This window comes from Deinococcus arboris (genome assembly GCF_009755355.1).
Taxonomy (GTDB): domain Bacteria; phylum Deinococcota; class Deinococci; order Deinococcales; family Deinococcaceae; genus Deinococcus; species Deinococcus betulae.
In genome coordinates, this window is the sequence record NZ_WQLB01000002.1 from 268,739 (window position 1) to 286,421 (window position 17,683).

The 17,683-nt window shown below is 64.0% G+C and carries 10 protein-coding genes; 1 reads left to right on the plus strand and 9 read right to left on the minus strand.

Annotated elements, in window-relative coordinates; all coding sequences use genetic code 11:
• A complete protein-coding gene (locus tag GO986_RS02680; RefSeq protein ID WP_157457659.1) occupies positions 1-777 on the minus strand; it encodes an SDR family oxidoreductase in 777 nt (258 codons plus the stop codon).
• Positions 778-961: 184 nt separating this feature from the next.
• Between GO986_RS02680 and GO986_RS02685 the strand changes: the two genes are divergently transcribed.
• Positions 962-2,410 (plus strand): NAD-dependent succinate-semialdehyde dehydrogenase, encoded by a 1,449-nt coding sequence (locus GO986_RS02685; RefSeq protein ID WP_157457660.1) that lies wholly within the window; start codon positions 962-964, stop codon positions 2,408-2,410.
• A 191-nt stretch (positions 2,411-2,601) separates the two neighbouring features.
• Here GO986_RS02685 and GO986_RS02690 read toward each other — a convergent pair whose 3' ends face one another.
• The 8 genes from GO986_RS02690 to GO986_RS02725 all read right to left on the minus strand — a co-directional run bounded on the left by GO986_RS02690 (position 2,602) and on the right by GO986_RS02725 (position 17,665).
• Entirely contained in the window at positions 2,602-4,563 is a 1,962-nt protein-coding gene (locus GO986_RS02690) for an ATP-binding protein (protein WP_232337352.1), read from the minus strand.
• Positions 4,563-4,937 carry a hypothetical protein gene (locus GO986_RS02695; RefSeq protein ID WP_157457661.1) on the minus strand — a complete coding sequence of 125 codons (375 nt, stop codon included), beginning with the start codon at positions 4,935-4,937 and terminating at the stop codon, positions 4,563-4,565. Before GO986_RS02695 ends, GO986_RS02690 begins: the two co-directional genes overlap by 1 nt.
• A gap of 238 nt (positions 4,938-5,175) precedes the next feature.
• A complete protein-coding gene (locus GO986_RS02700; protein ID WP_198170363.1) occupies positions 5,176-7,062 on the minus strand; it encodes a C39 family peptidase in 1,887 nt (628 codons plus the stop codon).
• Positions 7,063-7,310: 248 nt separating this feature from the next.
• Positions 7,311-9,095, minus strand: coding sequence for a VgrG-related protein (locus GO986_RS02705; protein WP_157457663.1), 1,785 nt, complete (start codon positions 9,093-9,095; stop codon positions 7,311-7,313).
• A 3-nt stretch (positions 9,096-9,098) separates the two neighbouring features.
• Complete coding sequence (locus GO986_RS02710) at positions 9,099-9,737, minus strand: CIS tube protein (protein ID WP_224574908.1); 639 nt, start codon at positions 9,735-9,737, stop codon at positions 9,099-9,101.
• A gap of 22 nt (positions 9,738-9,759) precedes the next feature.
• Positions 9,760-14,607 (minus strand): FHA domain-containing serine/threonine-protein kinase, encoded by a 4,848-nt coding sequence (locus GO986_RS02715; RefSeq protein ID WP_157457664.1) that lies wholly within the window; start codon positions 14,605-14,607, stop codon positions 9,760-9,762.
• Complete coding sequence (locus GO986_RS02720) at positions 14,604-15,563, minus strand: FHA domain-containing protein (RefSeq protein WP_157457665.1); 960 nt, start codon at positions 15,561-15,563, stop codon at positions 14,604-14,606. The genes GO986_RS02715 and GO986_RS02720 overlap by 4 nt, the downstream gene beginning before the upstream one ends.
• Entirely contained in the window at positions 15,563-17,665 is a 2,103-nt protein-coding gene (locus tag GO986_RS02725; protein ID WP_157457666.1) for a putative baseplate assembly protein, read from the minus strand. Before GO986_RS02725 ends, GO986_RS02720 begins: the two co-directional genes overlap by 1 nt.
• Positions 17,666-17,683: the final 18 nt, after the last annotated feature.

Genomic DNA, 17,683 nt, shown 5'->3' on the forward strand with positions numbered 1-17,683 from the left:
TCATACCGCCGTAATGCCGCCGTCCACGGCGATGTTCTGCCCGGTGATGTAGGCGCCCGCGTCACTGGCCAGCAGCAGGGCCAGGCCCTTGAGGTCGTGCTCACCACCCAGACGGCGCAGAGGTGTGTGCTCCAGAATGGCCGCCTCGCCGTAGGCCAGGGTGCCGCGCGTCATCTTTGTAGGAAAGTAGCCGGGGCAGATGCTGTTCACCGTGATGCCCTGCGCGGCCACCTCGGCGGCCAGGGCGCGCGTGAAATTGACCATGGCCCCCTTGCTGGTGTTGTAGGCCAGCGTGGGCATCATGCGCGGGTCATTGCCCTGCAGGCCCGCCACCGACGCCACATTCAGAATCCGGCCCGCGCTGCGCGGCACCATGCAGCGCCTGAGGACACTCTGGGTCAGGGTGAAGGTGCCGTTGACATTGACATTCATGACCTTGAGCCAGGCGTCCAAGGGGTGCTCGGTGGTGGGGGCGCCCCAGGTGGCTCCGGCGTTGTTGACCAGAATATCGATTGGGCCGACCTCCGCCACAAGGCGTTCGACCAGCGCGTCGGCTGTCTCCAGGTCAGCCAGGTCACTGGGGGCGATGTGAGCAGTCACGCCTTGCCCTTCCAGGTGCGCCTTCGCCTCTTCCAGTTCGTGTGCTTTGCGCGCCGTCAGGATGACGGCCGCGCCGTACTCGCCCAGAGCCTCGGCAATTTGTAGCCCCAGGCCACGGCTGCCGCCGGTAATCAGGGCCGTTTTGCCGCTCAGGTCAAACAGTTCTTTTAAGGCCATGTGCCGTCCTCCAGGGGTGGGGTCTGCCGCCCAGCATACGGTCATATTTACGTTAACGTCAATTGTGAACGTTTAAGGACAATCTGGCGTCCCATGATGCGGGGCGGTTGTCCTGGCCCCCGCGCTAGGCTGCAGAGGACATCACCTCTTGCCCCCCCTGCCCCACACCTTCTAAGGAGGCCCTATGACCACCCTGCTGAATGACCCCGTGACCCGCACCCAGGCGTATTTTGATGGCCAGTGGCGCTCGGCACCCAAGACGTTTGACGTGATTCACCCTGGCACCCTGGAACCGATTGGCGCGGTGGCCGACTGCACCGCCGACGACGCCCGGCGCGCCATTGACGCCGCCGAGGCGGCTCTGCGCGAGTGGCGGCAGGTCAATCCCTACCGGCGCGGCCAGATTCTGCGCCGCTGGCACGACCTGATGTTCGAGCACACAGACGAGTTGGCCCGCCTGATGACCCTGGAGATGGGCAAGCCGATCACCGAAACACGCGGCGAGGTCAGTTACGCCGCCAGCTTCGTGGAATGGTGTGCCGAGGAAGCCGGGCGCATCAGTGGCGAGCGGATTTCCATGCGCCAGAGCCGCAAGCGGGGCTTTACGTCTGCCGAGCCAGTCGGCATTGTCTACGCGGTAACCCCCTGGAATTTTCCAGCGGGCATGATTACCCGCAAGGCGGCGCCGGCCCTGGCGGCTGGCTGCGTGATGATTCTCAAGCCTGCCGAGCAGAGTCCCATGACGGCGCTGTATCTGGCCGAGCTGTGGCTGGCAGCCGGCGGCCCGGCCAACACCCTGCAGGTGCTGCCCACCAACGACGCCCCCGCTTTCAGCGCGCCGTTCATGGCCGATGAGCGGTTGCGCAAGCTGACCTTTACCGGCTCTACGGCAGTGGGCCGCCTGCTCTACACCCAGGCCGCCCAGACCCTCAAGCGCGTCTCGCTGGAACTGGGGGGGCACGCGCCGTTCCTGGTTTTCGAGGATGCCGACCTGGACAAGGCCGCGCGTGAGGTGGTGGGCAGCAAGTTCCGCAACGCCGGGCAGACCTGCATCAGCACCAACCGGGTCTACGTGCAGCGCGCGGTGGCGGCCGAATTCACCGATATCCTGACCCGCCTGACAGGCAAGCTGGTGCTGGGCGACCCCCTCCACGAAGGCACGGGCGTTGGGCCGGTTGTGGAGCGGGCGGGCCTCGACAAGATTCAGGCGCAGGTAGACGACGCCCTGAGCCGGGGCGCGCGGGCCACGGTGGGCGGCGGGGTCAAGGAGGGGCTGTACTTTCACCCCACGGTTCTGACCGACGTTCACCCCGACTCGGTGATTCTGCGTGAGGAGACCTTTGGGCCAGTGGCGCCGGTGGTGGCCTTTGACACTGAAGAAGAGGCGCTGCGACTGGCCAACGCTTCGGAGTATGGGCTGGCGGCCTACGCCTACACCCGCGACCTGAGCCGCGCCTGGCGAGTGGCCGAGGCGCTGGAATACGGCATCGTGGGCATTAACGACGGCGTACCCAGCGCCGGAGCGCCCCATGTGCCCTTTGGCGGCATGAAAAACAGTGGAGTGGGCCGCGAGGGTGGTCACTGGGGTCTGGACGAATATCTGGAAACCAAGTTCATCTCAATGGGCCTGTAAATGTAAAGGTCAGTCGGGCCAGAGAGCCGGCAGCGTGCAACCTGCACCCGCCGGCTCTTGCCTGTTCCGCCCTTCCATGGATTCCGTCTGTTTCATTGACACATCAGAACAGAAGCTATCTGTCAACTCCATACTCAGAACACTTTTCTCTCTTTCTTGCTTTTCTGCGCAGCCCTATACATCCGCTCGGATTACAACACCAGGCGGCCCAGTTTGCGGTACTCCAGATGCAGCGCTTCTTCGACCAAGGGCTGACTGAGGGGCACCCCACGCGCCACGGCCATGAACACCGTGTTCATCACCACGCTGCGAATATTGCCCCCCGCCACGTCGGCGGCGGCCAGCCGGGGAAAGTCCAGCATGCTGGTGTCCAGCGTTCTGGGAAAAGCGCCGCGCCACAGCCGCTCGCGTTCCTGGGCCTGCGGGGCGCGGAAGTTAATCACGAACTGCAAGCGGCGCATGAACGCCACGTCCATGCTGCTTTCCATGTTGGTGGTCAGCACCGCCAGGCCGTTGAAACTTTCCAGGCGTTGCAGGAGGTAGTTCACCTGGACATTGGCGTAGCGGTCGTTGCTGTCACGCACCTCGCCGCGCTTGCCAAAGACGCTGTCGGCCTCATCAAACAGCAGCACGCAGCCACCCTGGTCAGCGGCATCGAAGATTTTCTTGAGGTTCTTTTCGGTCTCGCCAATGTATTTGCTGACGGTACTGCTCAGGTCCACCCGGTACAGGTCAAGATTGAGATCACGCGCCAGCACTTCGGCGCTCAGGGTCTTGCCAGTGCCACTGGGCCCGCTGAACAGCGCGGCAATCGAGCGGCCCCGGCCTGGGCGGGCCATGCCCATATCCTCGTAGACCTGCGAGCGGTGACGCACATGCGCGGCAATCTGCTCCAGGGCGGCGCGGTCAGCCGGCGGCAGAATCAGGTCGTCCCAGCCCGCACGGGTCTCAATGCGCTGGGCCAGCGACCCCATCAGGCGGCGGTTAGCGGTCTTGGCGGCCTCCCACGCCCTCTCAATGCGAGTCTGGTGTGCCGCGTTGCCGGGCAGCGCCGCACGGGCCTCGCGGGCCAGGGTGTCAATACGTTCCAGGCTCAGCTGATACTGGTCGCCCAATTGCCGCAGTAGGGGCGGCTCGCCACTGACCCCCAGCGCCTGCCCCCAGCGTTCGCGCTGCTCGGCCGAGGTAGGGGCCGTGACCTCCAGAGGCAGCAGGGCGCGCGCTGAGTCGAGCGGCAGCGGCTCGGGGGCCAGAATGACGCATGGGCCGGTGGCTACACCGAGCAGGCGGGTCGTGAGGTCATCCAGCGTCTGGCCCTCTGGGGCGTCGCCCGTGACATCCAGCACCAGCGGCGCGGCAGTCACCCGGCCTTCGCGGTCCAGCGCCCGCAGGGTCACGTCCAGGGCCTCAGGAGAGCGGGTGGCCAGGGCCGCCACATCCAGCAGCAGGGTGCGGCCACTCCCGGCCAGCAGATGCCCGGCCAGTGAACGCATCGCCTGCACCTGTGAACCGTACAGCAGCGCGGCCCGCTCGTTCCCTTGACGCGACAGGTGTTTACTGGCGGTCTGCAAGGTTTGTTCCTGAGAATCACTCAGGAGGCCGCCGGCTCCCAGCGGCTGGGTCACGCTGCGCAGTTCCAGGGCCACACCCTCGTCACCGCGCAAAAAAGCCAGCGCGCCCGCCGTCAGGCGAAGGGGCGTCAGGGATTCCAGCACACTGGAATTGACGCTCTGCCCAAATTCGATGAGGTGATAACGGGTCAGGGCGCTGCCCGCCTGAAAGGCCCCCATCTCGGTCCAGTCGGCGCCCGGCAGCCAGCGGCGGCACAGCGACGGCGTTAGAAAGCCAGTGTAAGGCCCGTCCAGTTGTAGGGCCGTGCCACATGCCGCCAGCATCCGCTCCGGGTACAGTTCGGTGGCTAGCGCCAGCGCCATAACCCCCAACTCGAACTCGGTGAGGCCCAGGCCCTGTTGTAAGGCGCCCAGCCGGGTCTGCGAGGCCTCTTCAGGCAGCACCACCTCAAACGTGGCTTCCGGGTCACCCTGTTCACTCAGGGCGGCGTCCAGCACCTGGGCACTCAGGCTTTCACAGACCGCCTGGAGTAGCAGGTGGCTGTCTTGCGGCGGCGTAGGGCGGGAGGCGGCGCGCGGCATTAGTCGTCCAGCTCGATGGCGTAATTCACACTGGAATACCCTTCACCGTCGTCCACTGTCCGGAACCACGCCTTGAAGGTCTTGGTGGCGCCGCTGGCCAGCCGCACCTTGCCCCCGCCCACTGTGCAGCGCGCCTCAGTTTGCAGCTGACGGTAACACGCACTCAGCTTCTGCCCACTGATGGGCGCCCCCAGGACCAGGCGAGTGAAGTTGCCCAGCATGTTTAGGGTGGCGGCGGGGAGTGTCTTTTGCACCGTCGTGCCCACCATCAGGTCAGTGAACGTAACGACGTTTTTCTCGGCGTGGACTGTCAGCTCTGGGTAGAATTTCCCCTGTCCACGGGCGGTCAGCACCTCGTCACTTCGCAGGCGCATCTCGCGGCCCGCCACAACCCATGTTGAAAATCCGGTATCGCCAAGGGGCGCTCTGTCTCCTATACAGCTATAGGCTTGACAAAACGCGGCTTTCTCTACAGCGACCGGCATGGGAATTGTCCCCTCCTGCGTCTTGACGGGCAGCAACAATTTCTTTCCTAAGAGCCCCTGAGCCTGCGCTCCAGACACAGTCAAACAAATAAGCACAGTTGTCAGACCTCTCAACCAATAAAACATTCTATTTCTTCCTCACAACTGCCAGCCACAGCATGGCGTGTTCTTCAACACTTTTCCAGGTCCAGACCGTGTCATTACCACTCTCTTTGGCATTATGATCGTATCTTCCAGCCCTATCTTCTGGTTTTAAATGAGTGTTCTTCTGAAGCACGGAACGTCCGTAAGGGTCATCAACAATAAGGCCCTTTTCATTCATGCCTTGCAAGCGAACAATATGTCCGTTGATACTCATCATGACGGCGTCGCCCTGGGCCAGAGCTGGCTTCACGGATTCTTCCCAGTACTGCCGTGTGCGTCTTGGATATAAGACGCTGTGAGTCGCTCCCATCAACTCTAGGACCTTGCCCCACCCTTCTTGCATGGTGCGGTGAAAGCGGCCGTAAGACCCCTGCCACGCTTTCTTCTGCGACAACCCGGCCTTCAACAGTTCCTGATACCGCGCGTCCACAAATTTGCGCCGTAGATCTTCCAAATAGTCTTCAAACTGCGGAAAATGCTCGGGGTCAGGGTTCTCAATGCCAAGCTGCTCCAGCACCATTGCGGCGCTCGTGAGGTTGCACATGATGCTGCCAATTCGGGCGCCCTGCTTGTCACCATCCACTTCGCGACCCAGGCTGAGGTTGTTGCGTTGAGAGTGATGAGGGGTTTTTTCCTGCAAGATCAGGTACAGCTCGGCGCGCGCTGACTGGGGCTGCACCTTGATAACTTCGCGCGCCACACGAATTTGCTGGAACGTGTACTCGGGTGTGCCTTCCTTGAACTTCATCAGACGGTCCAGGGCGTCTGGTTCGCTTGCTGGTTCCTGGTCTTCCGGCACAGGTGTGGCAGGTGGTTTGGGAAATTCCTGCGGCGGCACAGGCGTCGGAGACACCGGGTCCAGGCTAAAGAGCGGCAGACCGTTGTCATGCTTCGGGTCGTAGACGTAAAAGAGCTGCATCCTGCCCTCAAACTTGCGCTTGGTGGGCTTCAGGTGGCGGCTGCGCTCGTCCAGGTTGGCACCGAAGTTCTTGGTGAACTTACCGCGTACCGTATCGGCCGCCTCAACCGGTGTGTTGTGGCCGTCCTGATCAGCGTCCATGGGATTCTGGCTGTAGGCAGCACTCCCCTGACTGACCCACACGTCATTCTGAGCGTACTTGGCGCTGCCGCCGAGGTGGCCCATGTATACCTCTTCCAGCGAAGTTGTGCGCCCAGCAGCCTTGGCGTTCTTATCGACCCCTCGCATATGAAGCTGCAAGTGAATTTCGATATAAGCCAGTTGCTGAGTGGCACTCAGGGCTGTCAGGTCATTGGTCGTGTTCAGAACTTTTAAGGGCAGCTTGTGTTTGTTGATATGCAAATTGATGTCTGTCAGTGCATCTCTTCCAATCTGCCCCAAGCCTTTATACTGTGAGGCCTTATCTTTATTGATAGCCGGATTCAGGCTGCTTTCCAGATTTAAAAACGCCAGCACAATTTCTGGCATGGTGTTGACGCTGGCGGCCACCTGCCGCAGCCGGGGCAGAAAGCCAGGTTCCCGCAGGGCGGGCAGATCAGGCAGGGCGCCTGTGTGTGGGCCACCGGCCTGCGGGGTGCTGGCCGCCGGCTGGGCTGGAGCCGGCTGAGGCTTGGGGGCCGCTTGAGGCTTCGGCGCGGCTGGCGTCAAACGCGCAAAGGTGATGTCCTGGAGCGCAAACTTACGGTTCTTGAACTCGCTGACACGCGGCACGCCGCCGCGCAGCGACCCTGCAAAGCGCGCGCCGTTCTGAGTGCCCACCAGAGTAAAGGTGTCGTCTTTGAGGAGCTTGCCAGTCAGTGGCCAGTTTTGCCCGCGTGACTTGCCCTTGGGCTGCACGGCGTAATATCCACCCAGCGACCCGTCTGGCCCGCGTTTCAGATGCAGATGCATGGTCAGCTGGCCAGTGTCGTGCTTAAAATCGCGCGTCCAGGTCTGGCCGGTTTTGACAGAGGGAGCACCCGGCGCCTTCGCTGGCTTGGGCTGCTCCAGGCCCAGGGCGTCCCGCACAAAGTCGGTCAGCCCGTCCAGCCCCCGCTCCACCTGTTCCAGAAAGCCGCCTTCGGCTGGTCGTTGTTGAAGAGTCATGCCGCCTCCATGCTGAGAAAGGAAGAGGACGCAGGGCCGGAGTCTGGCCGCCCTCAGTTCAGGTTGATCATGACGCCGCGCACGTCTACATTGCCGCCGCCCGCGTCAATACTGATGCCCGTCGTGGCTTTGAGTTCCAGCTTCCCCGTGCTCTTGATGGTCACGGTGTTGCTGCGGGTATTGAGGAGCACCTCGTTACCGTTCTTGTCCCGGAGAATGACCTGCGGCGCACTGCCCTCAGTCAGCGTCAGGCGGTGACCATCCTTGGAGCGGAGTTCGACGAACGGTTTCTTCTTGTCGTCATTCAGTTCGAGCGCATGTTTCTTGCTACTCTGGAGGGTGATTTTGGGCGGCTCGGGATCGTCCGGGTCCTCGTAAATAAATTCGTGCCCGAGGCGGGTGCGGTAGACCCGCTGAATCACCTTGCCGTTCTTGACGGCCTTGCTGCTGGGGCGCGGCGGCGCGTCCTTGCCGTTCCAGAGGCCCCCGATGACATAAGGGTGGTGAATGTCGCCGTGCTCAAACCCCACCAGCACCTCGTCGTTCACTTCCGGCAAGGTCTGTGAGCCCCGGTTGCTGCCGTTGCCCAGCCCCACCACGCGCGCCCAGTCGCTTTCGTCCTCCTCGGTCAGGGCTGGGAGCTTCAGTTTGACGCGGCCCTGGTTTTCGGGGTCGTTGTTGTTGGTCACGATGCCAATCATCAGGCCCTGGACCGGCGTATACGGCGCGTCGCCGCCCCCGCTGCCGCCTGTCCCGGCCGCCCGCAGCAGGCTGCCCAGCGAATCGGGGCGGCTGCCCGTCACGCTGAATTCGGTGCTGTAGCCTTCCCCGTTGCGGTAGATGTGGCGCACGTTACTGGCCACATACTTGCCGCTAAAGCGCTTGCCCACATTCTTGATGTTCAAGGTGGTGCCGGCGGTCAGGCGGGGATAGCCAGCGGTCACGCCGCGTGCTTCCAGCAGCTGCTCGGCCACCGTATTGCGCTGGGCCTGGGCGATAGCTGCGGCGTAGCCCTGTTCGCGCACGATCAGGGTGCTGGAGGTGGCTGGCGCTTTCATGTTGAAAGCCTGCTGCGCCACCCCCTCGCTCTTGGTGCTCTCGCTGACCTCGGCCTTGCCCTGGCCGCTCGTGGCCTGGCCAACCACACTGCGTTTTTGCTTGGGGTCCCAGGACCGCACGGTGCTCTGACTGGTCTGCGCCATGCTGGTCAGACGCGGCAGAAATTCGGCGAGGTTATCGCCCCAGGCCAGATCAATGGCGTCCTGGCCCTTGACCGGCTGGCAGTGCAGCGTGGTGCCGTCGGCGTACAGAATCAGGCCCAGACGTGAGACCCGCTCGCGCAGGAACGCCAGGTTGGTCTGATTGTGCTGTAGCACGTAGGGATGCACCACGCTGCTGCCTTCTGTCTTGGCCGTCATGCCCGCCTCGCCGGCCAGCTTTTTCACCAGGTCCAGGTCGCTGATGTTCTGAAACGACCGGGTGTGCGTGCCACGCGCCAGGCGGTGTAAGCGGTCAAAGGCACGCAGCCGCAGCTGCTGGGTGGCCCGTACAAACCGGGGCTCAACCTCGACCAGTTCCCCGTCAAAGACCGTTTCCTTATGGTCCTGTACCTGCGACACAATCTTGATGCGGGCACCTAGCCGGAATTTCTCGTCGTCCACCAGGACGCCTTCAGGATCGCGCAGCGTGATCGTCGCCACATCTGGCAGCTGCAGGCTGCTATCCACCGTGATTTCGTGAATCAGCTCAAACAGGTCTCGTGACATGTCCTGCCCGTCCACGTTCATATAGAGACTGCTGACAGACCCTTCAAGGGGGTCTCGAACCGTACGGGTCATCGGTTAGCCTTTCCCGTAAGGCGTGCGGCGCAGGTCGCCCACGAAGCCAGCCGAATTCGCCGTGTTGCGAATCCCCCGGCTGACGTGGGCGGTGCGTGGGCCCCCCGCATCCTCGCCGTAAAAGGCCGTGGCTTTATCGGCCTGCTCAAAGGTGACCTTGATAATGGAGCGCACCGGCGTGCCGTCTGGCATAAACAGCGTGAACTTCTGTTCCATATCCAGAATCACGGCCTCGAAATGCCAGGTGCCCCCCCACTGAAACAGCACTTTCGTGGGCCTGTTCTTTTTCACGGCAGACTGCTTGGATGTTTCCGAAGAGTTTTCATCTCGCCGCGTGAGTTCCCACAGGCGCTCTGTGTGCTTGCGTACGTCCTCGACCGTTTCGGCATTCTTGCGGAATGCATAGGTGTCAAAGAAAAGTTCCAGGGTCAGCTTGGCGGGCGAGCCCCCTTTGTACACCTTGTTCCCCGTATCGTTGCTGTCATTGGAGGCCGTCTCCCACATGATGCTGCGGGAAATGGTGTATTCGCTGGGGTTGAACATGCACTTGATTGGAGCGTATTTTCTCCGGTTTTTGCCTTCACCTTCGACGGGCACAATCTGCGCGCGGGCAAACTGTCCTCCTGCACCTGATAGAGCCATGACTCATCCTCCTTTAGCTTGCTTAGCGGCAACTCTGGGGGGCGGGGGTGTTGGGGCGGTAAGCGCACCAGCGTTCGCTCTGGCCCCGCAGAGTGTAGAAGCCTTCCAGCGCTTTCCGACCAGTGACCAGTGAGCCGACGAAACGGAAGTTTTCTAGGTTCGGCGATAGAGCGGTAATGGAGCTTCCGGTAAAGGTCAGTTCGATGGGCAAGTCGGGAATATCACCGCGGTTACTGGTGAAGGTGCCGGTCGCGCGCCGCCCATTAACCCCCACAATCGTAAAGGAGCCAAAGGGGTGTTCCCACTCTCCTTCAAGGTCTGCATAAGCGCTGGCGGGTGCCGTGACATTGACGGTCACCAGATTGCTGCGCAGCTGGGCACCGTTGGCTCCTGTGGCAATGAGGACATACTGGGTGGTCTGGGCAGGCGTGACTTTCGTGCGGCCGCTGGCTGGGAAGGTGCCCTCGACGCCTTCAATCCGCACACTGCTGACGCCAATGGTGCCCCAGCTGAGGGTAACGGCCGTGCCAGCCTTAACGCTCTTGGGCGTGGCCACAAAGGAGGTGATGCGCGGCTGTTGCACGTTGACCGGTGGATTGACGGGCGGCTTGACGGGATCGGAAGGCGGGGTGCCAGTAGGCTGGGTTGCCGTCGTCTTCGGCGTCACATTTACGGTGATGCTGCGCTGCTGTGAGCCCGAGGTCAGTACAAACACGGTGGTCTTGCTGAGCTGCAGCGACGTGCTGCCCTGCGCCTTCCAGAGGCCACCAGCCAGCGGTCCAGCCACACCCGCAATCCGCACGGCGCTGGCGTTGGCGACATTCCAGCTGAGCGTCACCTTCCCAGGTGCCGGGAGGGAATACGAGGAGGCCCGGAAGCTGTCAATTCGCGGGGTTGGCGGCGCCTTGACCGTGACGGTCTGGCTCTGAGAACTCTCGCCGGCGCGCAGGATAAAGGTGCGTGTGGCGTTCACAGGGACAGTGGCGCGGCCTTTTGCTGGCCAAGAGCCGTCATTGTTGGGGCCACGCACACCGTCAATACGGACGGCAGCGGCATTTTCTACATCCCAGTTCAGAACGGTAGTGCCCGAACCGGTGATCTGCGTGGGCTGCACTGTGAAGCTGTTGATGGTAACGGGGAGAGGCCGGACATTCACCGTCAGCGGCTTCTGCAGTTGCCCCACGCTGAGTGTGAAGGTTCGCGTGCGCGGCAAATTCACCACTGTGGTGCCCTTCGCTGGCCATTTGCCGCCTGTGAGCGGCCCAGCCAGACCCGCAATCCGCACGGCACTCGCGTTGGCGACGTTCCACTTCAATGTCACTGGACCCGGTGCAGCCAGACTGGTGCTGGACGCGCTGAAGTCCCGAATCTCAGCAGGACGCGGCTTGACGGTCACGGTGCGGTTCAGTTTCAGCAGCTTGCCGTTTCGGAGCGGCAGAATCAGGGTGTAGATACGGGTCTTGTTCAGCTTCTCGTCGGTTTCGCTGCCCTGGGCCTCAAACTTGTTATTGATCGGCCCTTTCAGCGGCGCCACCGTCACGTAGGTCCAGCCGGGCGCGTTCCAGGTCACGGTCACGTCGCCCTCGCCCAGAATCTCTTTGGGTTCAGCTGTGAAGGTGATTTTCTGGATGTTGGCTTTCTCAGCAGCGTCGGCCTGCCGCTCACGCTCCTGACGTTCCTTTTCAAGCCTGGCGGCCTCTTCGGCCTCCGCATCAACAAAAGTAATTTCGACCCGTTGACTCACCGGCACCTGGTCACCTGCATCGTTGCGGGCTGTCAAGGTCACAGTCAAGCTCGATGCTTTTTCAGGCACACTCTTGATGAGGCTGCCTTCCGGACCACTGTCCTGGGCGCTATCGCCTGCATTCACGTTCACAGCGCTGGCATTCTTGGTCTTCCAGTTAATCGTGACCTGGCCGTCCGAGCGCACCGGATTCGGCGTCACCGTAAACTCGGTGAATTCCGGCTTAGGCGAGGTGATGTCCAAGCGGGCATTGGCACTCTTGGTCAGGTTGCCGCCACCGACTGCAGTCACGGTGTAGGTGGTGCTTTCCTTGGGCGTCACGGTCCGGTTGCCCTTTACGGGCACGGTGCCGAGGCCGTCAATGGTGACCGTCGTGGCGTTGCGGATGTCCCAACTCAGCACTGCGCTCTCGCCCTTCTGGATTTCCGCAGGCTTGATCTCGAACAGTTCAACCTCTGGCCCCAGCACACTCACAGTGCGGGTGTCGGATTCGCGTTCGGTTCCGTTCTGCGCCGTGAGAGAGAGGGTCACGTCTTTGTCAGGGATGAACGTACGCTTGCCGCTGGCAGGCACTTTGCCCAGTTCGGTGATGGTCACCTGCTCGGCGTTGCGGACCTTCCAGGTCACGGTGACCTTCTGGTTGCCGGCCACACGCGGCGGGTTCACATCAAATTGCTCAATGACAGGACGGTCAAACCGCGCCTGCACCACCTCGAATTTCTCAGCGCGGCGGCCGATCAGCGAGCGGGCCACCAGGGTATAGCGCTGGTCCTTGGCAATCCCCTTCTTGACCTGGAAGGTCCCATCGGCCGGCAGGTTCTGCCCATCAGCCCCCAGCTCCAAGATACTGATCCGGCGAGCGTTGGAGGTGTCCCAGCGCAGCGTAAAGGGCTGCCCCGGACGCACCGCCGTGTCGCTGCCACTCAGCGCAAATTGGGTAATGAGGGGTGGCCGCGTAAGCCACCAGATCAGGATGCCCAGCAGCAGCAGCAGAATAGGAATCAGCCACAGTGGAATCAGCGGGTTGTGGTGCAGGGTGGCCCGCGCCTGGGTTAGCAGGTGAACCGGCGCGTCTTCCGCTTCAGGCACGCTGTAGAGGTCCACGCGCATCTCGTGCTGCGAGCTGGTGCCGAACCAGCGCAGGGGCACCTGCACCTTCAGGGTTTCTTCCTGCGACTGACCCGGCTCTAGCGTCAACATGGCCGGCAGCCCGTCCAGGCGAATGCGGCCCCGGCCCCCCAGGACGCGCTGGACAGCCGTCGCCGCAGCGGTGCGGGCCTGCTGCTGGGCCTGCCGCGCCGCTTCCTGGGCCAGGAGGGTGGGGTCAATGCCCCGGCCCATGCCCATCATGGGCAGCTGGGGAATGTTGGTGTTCAGGAGGTCCTGTGGGCGCGGCACCGCTACGACCTGACCCTCATGGTCCAGCAGTTTGGTCAGCGCCTGCTGAGGCGTGTTGCCCTTGTTCTCCACGCGCAGCACATAGGTCGTGCGCCGCCAGGTGCGCCGCACAGCCGGCAGCAGGGTGGCCGTCAGGTCGTGGAACGGCAGAACCTCGATGGTCATGGGCGCCGACCCCGACTCGGCCGGGTTTTCGCGCGAGCGGGCCAGCACCTTGACGTCGTAGACGCCAGCGCGGCTGCGGCTGTCGCGCGGAGCCAGGATGGTCAGACTGGTCTGCCCCTGCATGCCGGGATTCAGCTGCACCTCGCCGTGGGCGTCCCGGACCCACTCGGGCGGAATGCCGTCCAGGCTGACCCGGAAGTGGTCCACCGTGCGGCCAGTGTTGGCCAGCATAATGTCCAGTTCATAGGGCATGCCGGGCGAGAGCTGAATGCGGTCGCGCTCCGGCTTGACCACGATGCGGGGGCGCGGCGCGGCCGACTGCGGCTCGACCAGCACCAGCCAGTAGGGCCGCAGATACAGCGGCGTCCGTACAGGCCAGCGCAGGCGGGTCATGGGTGTCAGGGGCAGACCGTCCATGACGGTGCCGTTGGTGGCGGTCAGTTCGGTGACATGCGCCTGACCGCCGCTAAACTCCACATTCAGGTGATGGCGGCTGACGCCCACATGCTCCAGAACCACGGCGTTGTCGGGCGCGCGGCCTATCGTCAGGGTGGGACTGGTGACGGGCAGGGCGCGCTCCAGCTCATGGCGTTCGCTGAACACCAGCAGCTGCATATTGGCGGCTGGCTGCACGCCGTCCAGCCTGGGCGGCGGCGGCAGCACCGGCAGCGCGCTTAAGCGCAGGGTCGGCTCAGGGCCGCCGGGCATCAGGGCGTTGAGCACCTCTTGCAGCGCCGCTTCCAGGGCCTGGGCGTGGGGGTAGCGGTCGTCCGGGTCCTTGGCCAGGCAGGTCAGAATGATTTCTTCGAGCGCCGGCGGCATCTCGGGACGCAGGCGGCTGGGCTGGCGCGGCGCGACGTGCTGGTGTTTTTCCAGGGCGTCGGCGGCGTCCCGGATTTCAAAGGGCACCATGCCCGTCACGAGTTCGTACAAGATCAGGCCCAGGGCGTACAGGTCGGTGCGCAGTTCATTGCGCACGCCCCGGCACTGCTCGGGGCTCATGTACGCCAGGGCACCCACGACCGCGCGGTCATGGGTGCCGTAACTGCCGGCGCGCAGCTCGGCCAGGCCAAAGTCGCTCAGCTGGGTGACGTAGCCGGTCTGCCCCAGCAAGGCGCGGCCCGGCTGCAAAATCAGGTTCTCGGGCTTGAGGTTGCCGTGCATCAGGCCCTGGCCGTGCGCGTGGGCCAGGCCGGCCGCTGCCTGCCGAATCAGCTCGGTGGCGGTGACAATAGGCAGCGGCTGGGCAGCGCGCGCCTGGCTTTGCAGCAGCTGGCGCGCGCTGCCCTGGCGGCCCAGCTCCATGGCGTAGAAGGCGCGGTGGTCGCGCTGCTGGAGCATCTCGGTGGGCAGGATGTGCGCGTGGCGCAGCGAGGTGACTTTGAGCAGCAGCCGTTCGAGCTGCATGATGAGAAACGACTGGCCGCTGCTGGCGTCGTCCAGAATACGCAGCGCGACCTCGCGGTTCTCGTCGAGGTCGGTGGCGGCGTATACAGAACCCAGCCAGCCGCCGCCGAGCAGGCGGCCCAGCTGATAGTGGTGAAAAATCTTGGTGTCAGTCATGCGCGGCGTCCTGTGGCCGAATCGTCACGCGGGGGCGCGGCGTCGGAAGTGGGAGAGGTGGGCGGGGAAGGCTCCACAAACTCTACGGTGACACGGACGTGCGCAGGGGCATGCATGAAGATGAACTGCGTGATCGCCTCACGGCTGGCGGTGTCTTCGCCGTCGGGCGAATCGAGGAGTTGCAAGGTTAGGGTATGCGGCTGGGCGGTGTCCTCGCGCAGCACGGGAGTCAGGCCGTACACCGTTTCCAGCGCGCGGGTCAGGCCGTAGCGGGTGCCGCGCCAGCGGTAAAGCGTAATGGCCTCGCGCAGCCAGGCGCGCTGGCGGCCCTCCGGCCAGTGGGGGTCCAGGGGAATGCCCAGCCAGCCGGCCATCCAACCCAAGACCTGCGGCGGCGCCACCCGGGGGTCAAAGTGCAGTTCGATGCTGTCCTGCCGGCGCTGCATCGGCTCCCAGAGGGCCTCGAAGATCTTGAGATAGCGCCCCAGAAACTCGGATTCCTGAAAGAAGGGTGGCAGGAATTCGGTATAGAGCGCCGCGCCGTCGCGGGGGGGCTGCTCCGCCGGAAAGGTGGGCAGGGGTGACCGGGCCGGGCGCGCCCTAAGTTCGCCCTGCACGTCCACGCGGCCACTGGAGGGCGTGGGGGTAACCGCCGCCGTGACATCTGCCAGAAACGACAGAGTGAAGGGCCCGATCTGAATCTCGTCGCCCTGCTCCAGGCGGTGAGGCTGGTTGGGCGCCAGGCGGTGCCCGTTCACGAAGGTCACGGCTTCGCCGCCCGTCAGGTCCGTCAGCAGCAGCGCGCCGCTTTCGGCGGTAATTTCCGCGTGACGAATGGCGACGCTGGGGTCGCGCAGCGGGAGGCCGTTGTCCGGGGTGCGGCCGATAGACAACTGACGGCTGAGCACCACCACCCGCAGCACTTCACCCCGCTGCCGCACCTGCAACTGGGCCATTAGTGGTCCACCCGCACGTGATGCACGTCCGAGACGATCAGTGCCTGGGGGGGCAGCGGCAGGCTGCCGGTAATCGTTTCACGGCTCTCGGGCTGGCCCGGTTCGGTCAGGACCACCTGCACGTCTTCCGCGACCTCCACACCGGGCACGCCGCGCAGCAGGCCGTACAACTCGCTCAGACTCAAGGTGCGGCCAAAGGGCCAGCCCTTGCCGTCGGGGCCGCCCGTAAAGGGATTGAGATACCCGTACAGCGCCTGCATAGCGCGGCGGCGCACGTCCTCACGCACCGGGCGGCTGGCCCCAGCAGCGGCACGCAGGGTGGCGGTCACACTCACCCACACGTATTGCGGCGCACGCAAGTCCAGGGTGGTGCCCACCGGGCGGCGCAGATCCAGCTCCTCCTGCACCGCCCCGCGCAGCTCGGCGCTCAGGGTCAGGCGTTCGGGGGCAATGCGGCTGGTCAGCGGCGACAGGGGATCGGCGCTCACGTCGTCCAGGGCAATCAGGTCGTCAAACGACACCTGCGGCAGCAGCGCCAGCGTGACCTGCCCGGCCGGCACCTGCAGCGCGCGAATCTGGCCCGGATAGGTCTGGCCTGGCACCGCCATATTCGGCGTGACGCAGCGGGCGCGGGCCACGCCGGGCACCTGGGCCGCCAGCAATTCATAGTCGTCGGCCGTTACGGCGCGGTTGCGCAGGCGAAGCAGGTATGGCACGCGCTGCACCGCGTCTTCTAGCAACTGGCCATTGCGGCCACCGGCAGCCGGGGCATGGTTGGTCACCCGCGCCACGTAAGGTACGCTGGATTTCAGAACGCTCAGGGCGCGCGCCGGCACGTTGCCGCCTGCGCCTCCACCATATTGGTAGCGCCGCATACGGATGGTTGACCCCTGCGGTGGCACCGCGCCAAAGCGGTACACGCTGCCGTCGGCTTGCAGAACGCTGGGCCCAAAAGCCACCTCGCCGGTGGTCGCGTCCAGGGTGAAATGACGGTCATCGGGCACCGAGGTCGAAAAGTCCGGCACCGGCATATACAGCGCGGCGTCGCCCTCAATGGTGGTGACCTCTAGCACATCGCGCTCAGGGTCAAGGTGGAGTACGGGGCCGTGAAGCAGCCGGAAGCGCTGGCCTGGCGCGCCGCTGCTCTGGCCCAGCAGTTCATTAGAGACGTTGGTGGCGTGCCGCGCCGACACCGTGATGCCGCGTGCGTCCAGCCGCAGGGTTTCGAGGTCGGGGCTGACCTTGTACCCAGCGTGCATCTGCTCGTTGGTCAGGCGGCAGCGCAGCCAGTACCCGTTTTGTTCGAAAAAGGTGCCTTCCCGCATGGTCGGCACCCGCAAAATCAACTCGCCCGAGACGTTAAACGCCTGGGTCCCGTCATATTCAATTTCACAGGTCGCCCAGCGGCTGACCCCACCTTGCCACGCTTCCCAGACGTAGGGCGGGTGGTTGGGGTTGACCCCAGCGCCCCCGGCCAATTCCACGCCGAAGCTCAGGGCCAGCACGTGCTCGCTGTGGTCGCCTTCCAGCTGAATAAACAGCGCGTCACCGGGGCGCGGCTGCGACTGAAAGATGGGAAAGCGGTGGCCCGGCAGCCCCAGCTGCGCCAGGTCGTGCGGCGTGGCCTCGCCTTGCCCTTCTCCGCCCTGCCCCTCGGTGTCCAGCCGCACCTGCGCCAATGTGTTGGCGGTGTATAGCCCGCGCAGGGTCGGCGGCCGAATCAGGGCGGCGCGCTCGGTCGAGAACACGATGGCCTCGTTGACCTCGGTGCGCAGCGTGGCGACCTCGGTGCCAGCGGCAATGCTCAGGGCGGTGTCTTGCGGCGCACTCAGATAAAAGGTCACCGGCGCCCCCGACGCGCGGGGCGGGGCCAGCTGCACGCCGATCATGTCCAGAAAAGCAATCAGCAGCTTGTCCGGCACCTGGTTGACCCGGTACAGCAGCAGGTCGGTCATCCAGGCGAAGACCTCTAGGATCGCCATCCCGGGGTCCGAAGCGTTGTGGTCGGTCCATTCGGGGCAAAACTGCGGAATAAGGCGCCGCGCCTCGTCCATGATGTCGTCGAAGCGGCGGTCGTCCAGGTTCACGGTGGGTAGAGGCAAGGCAGAGTCTCCGGGAAG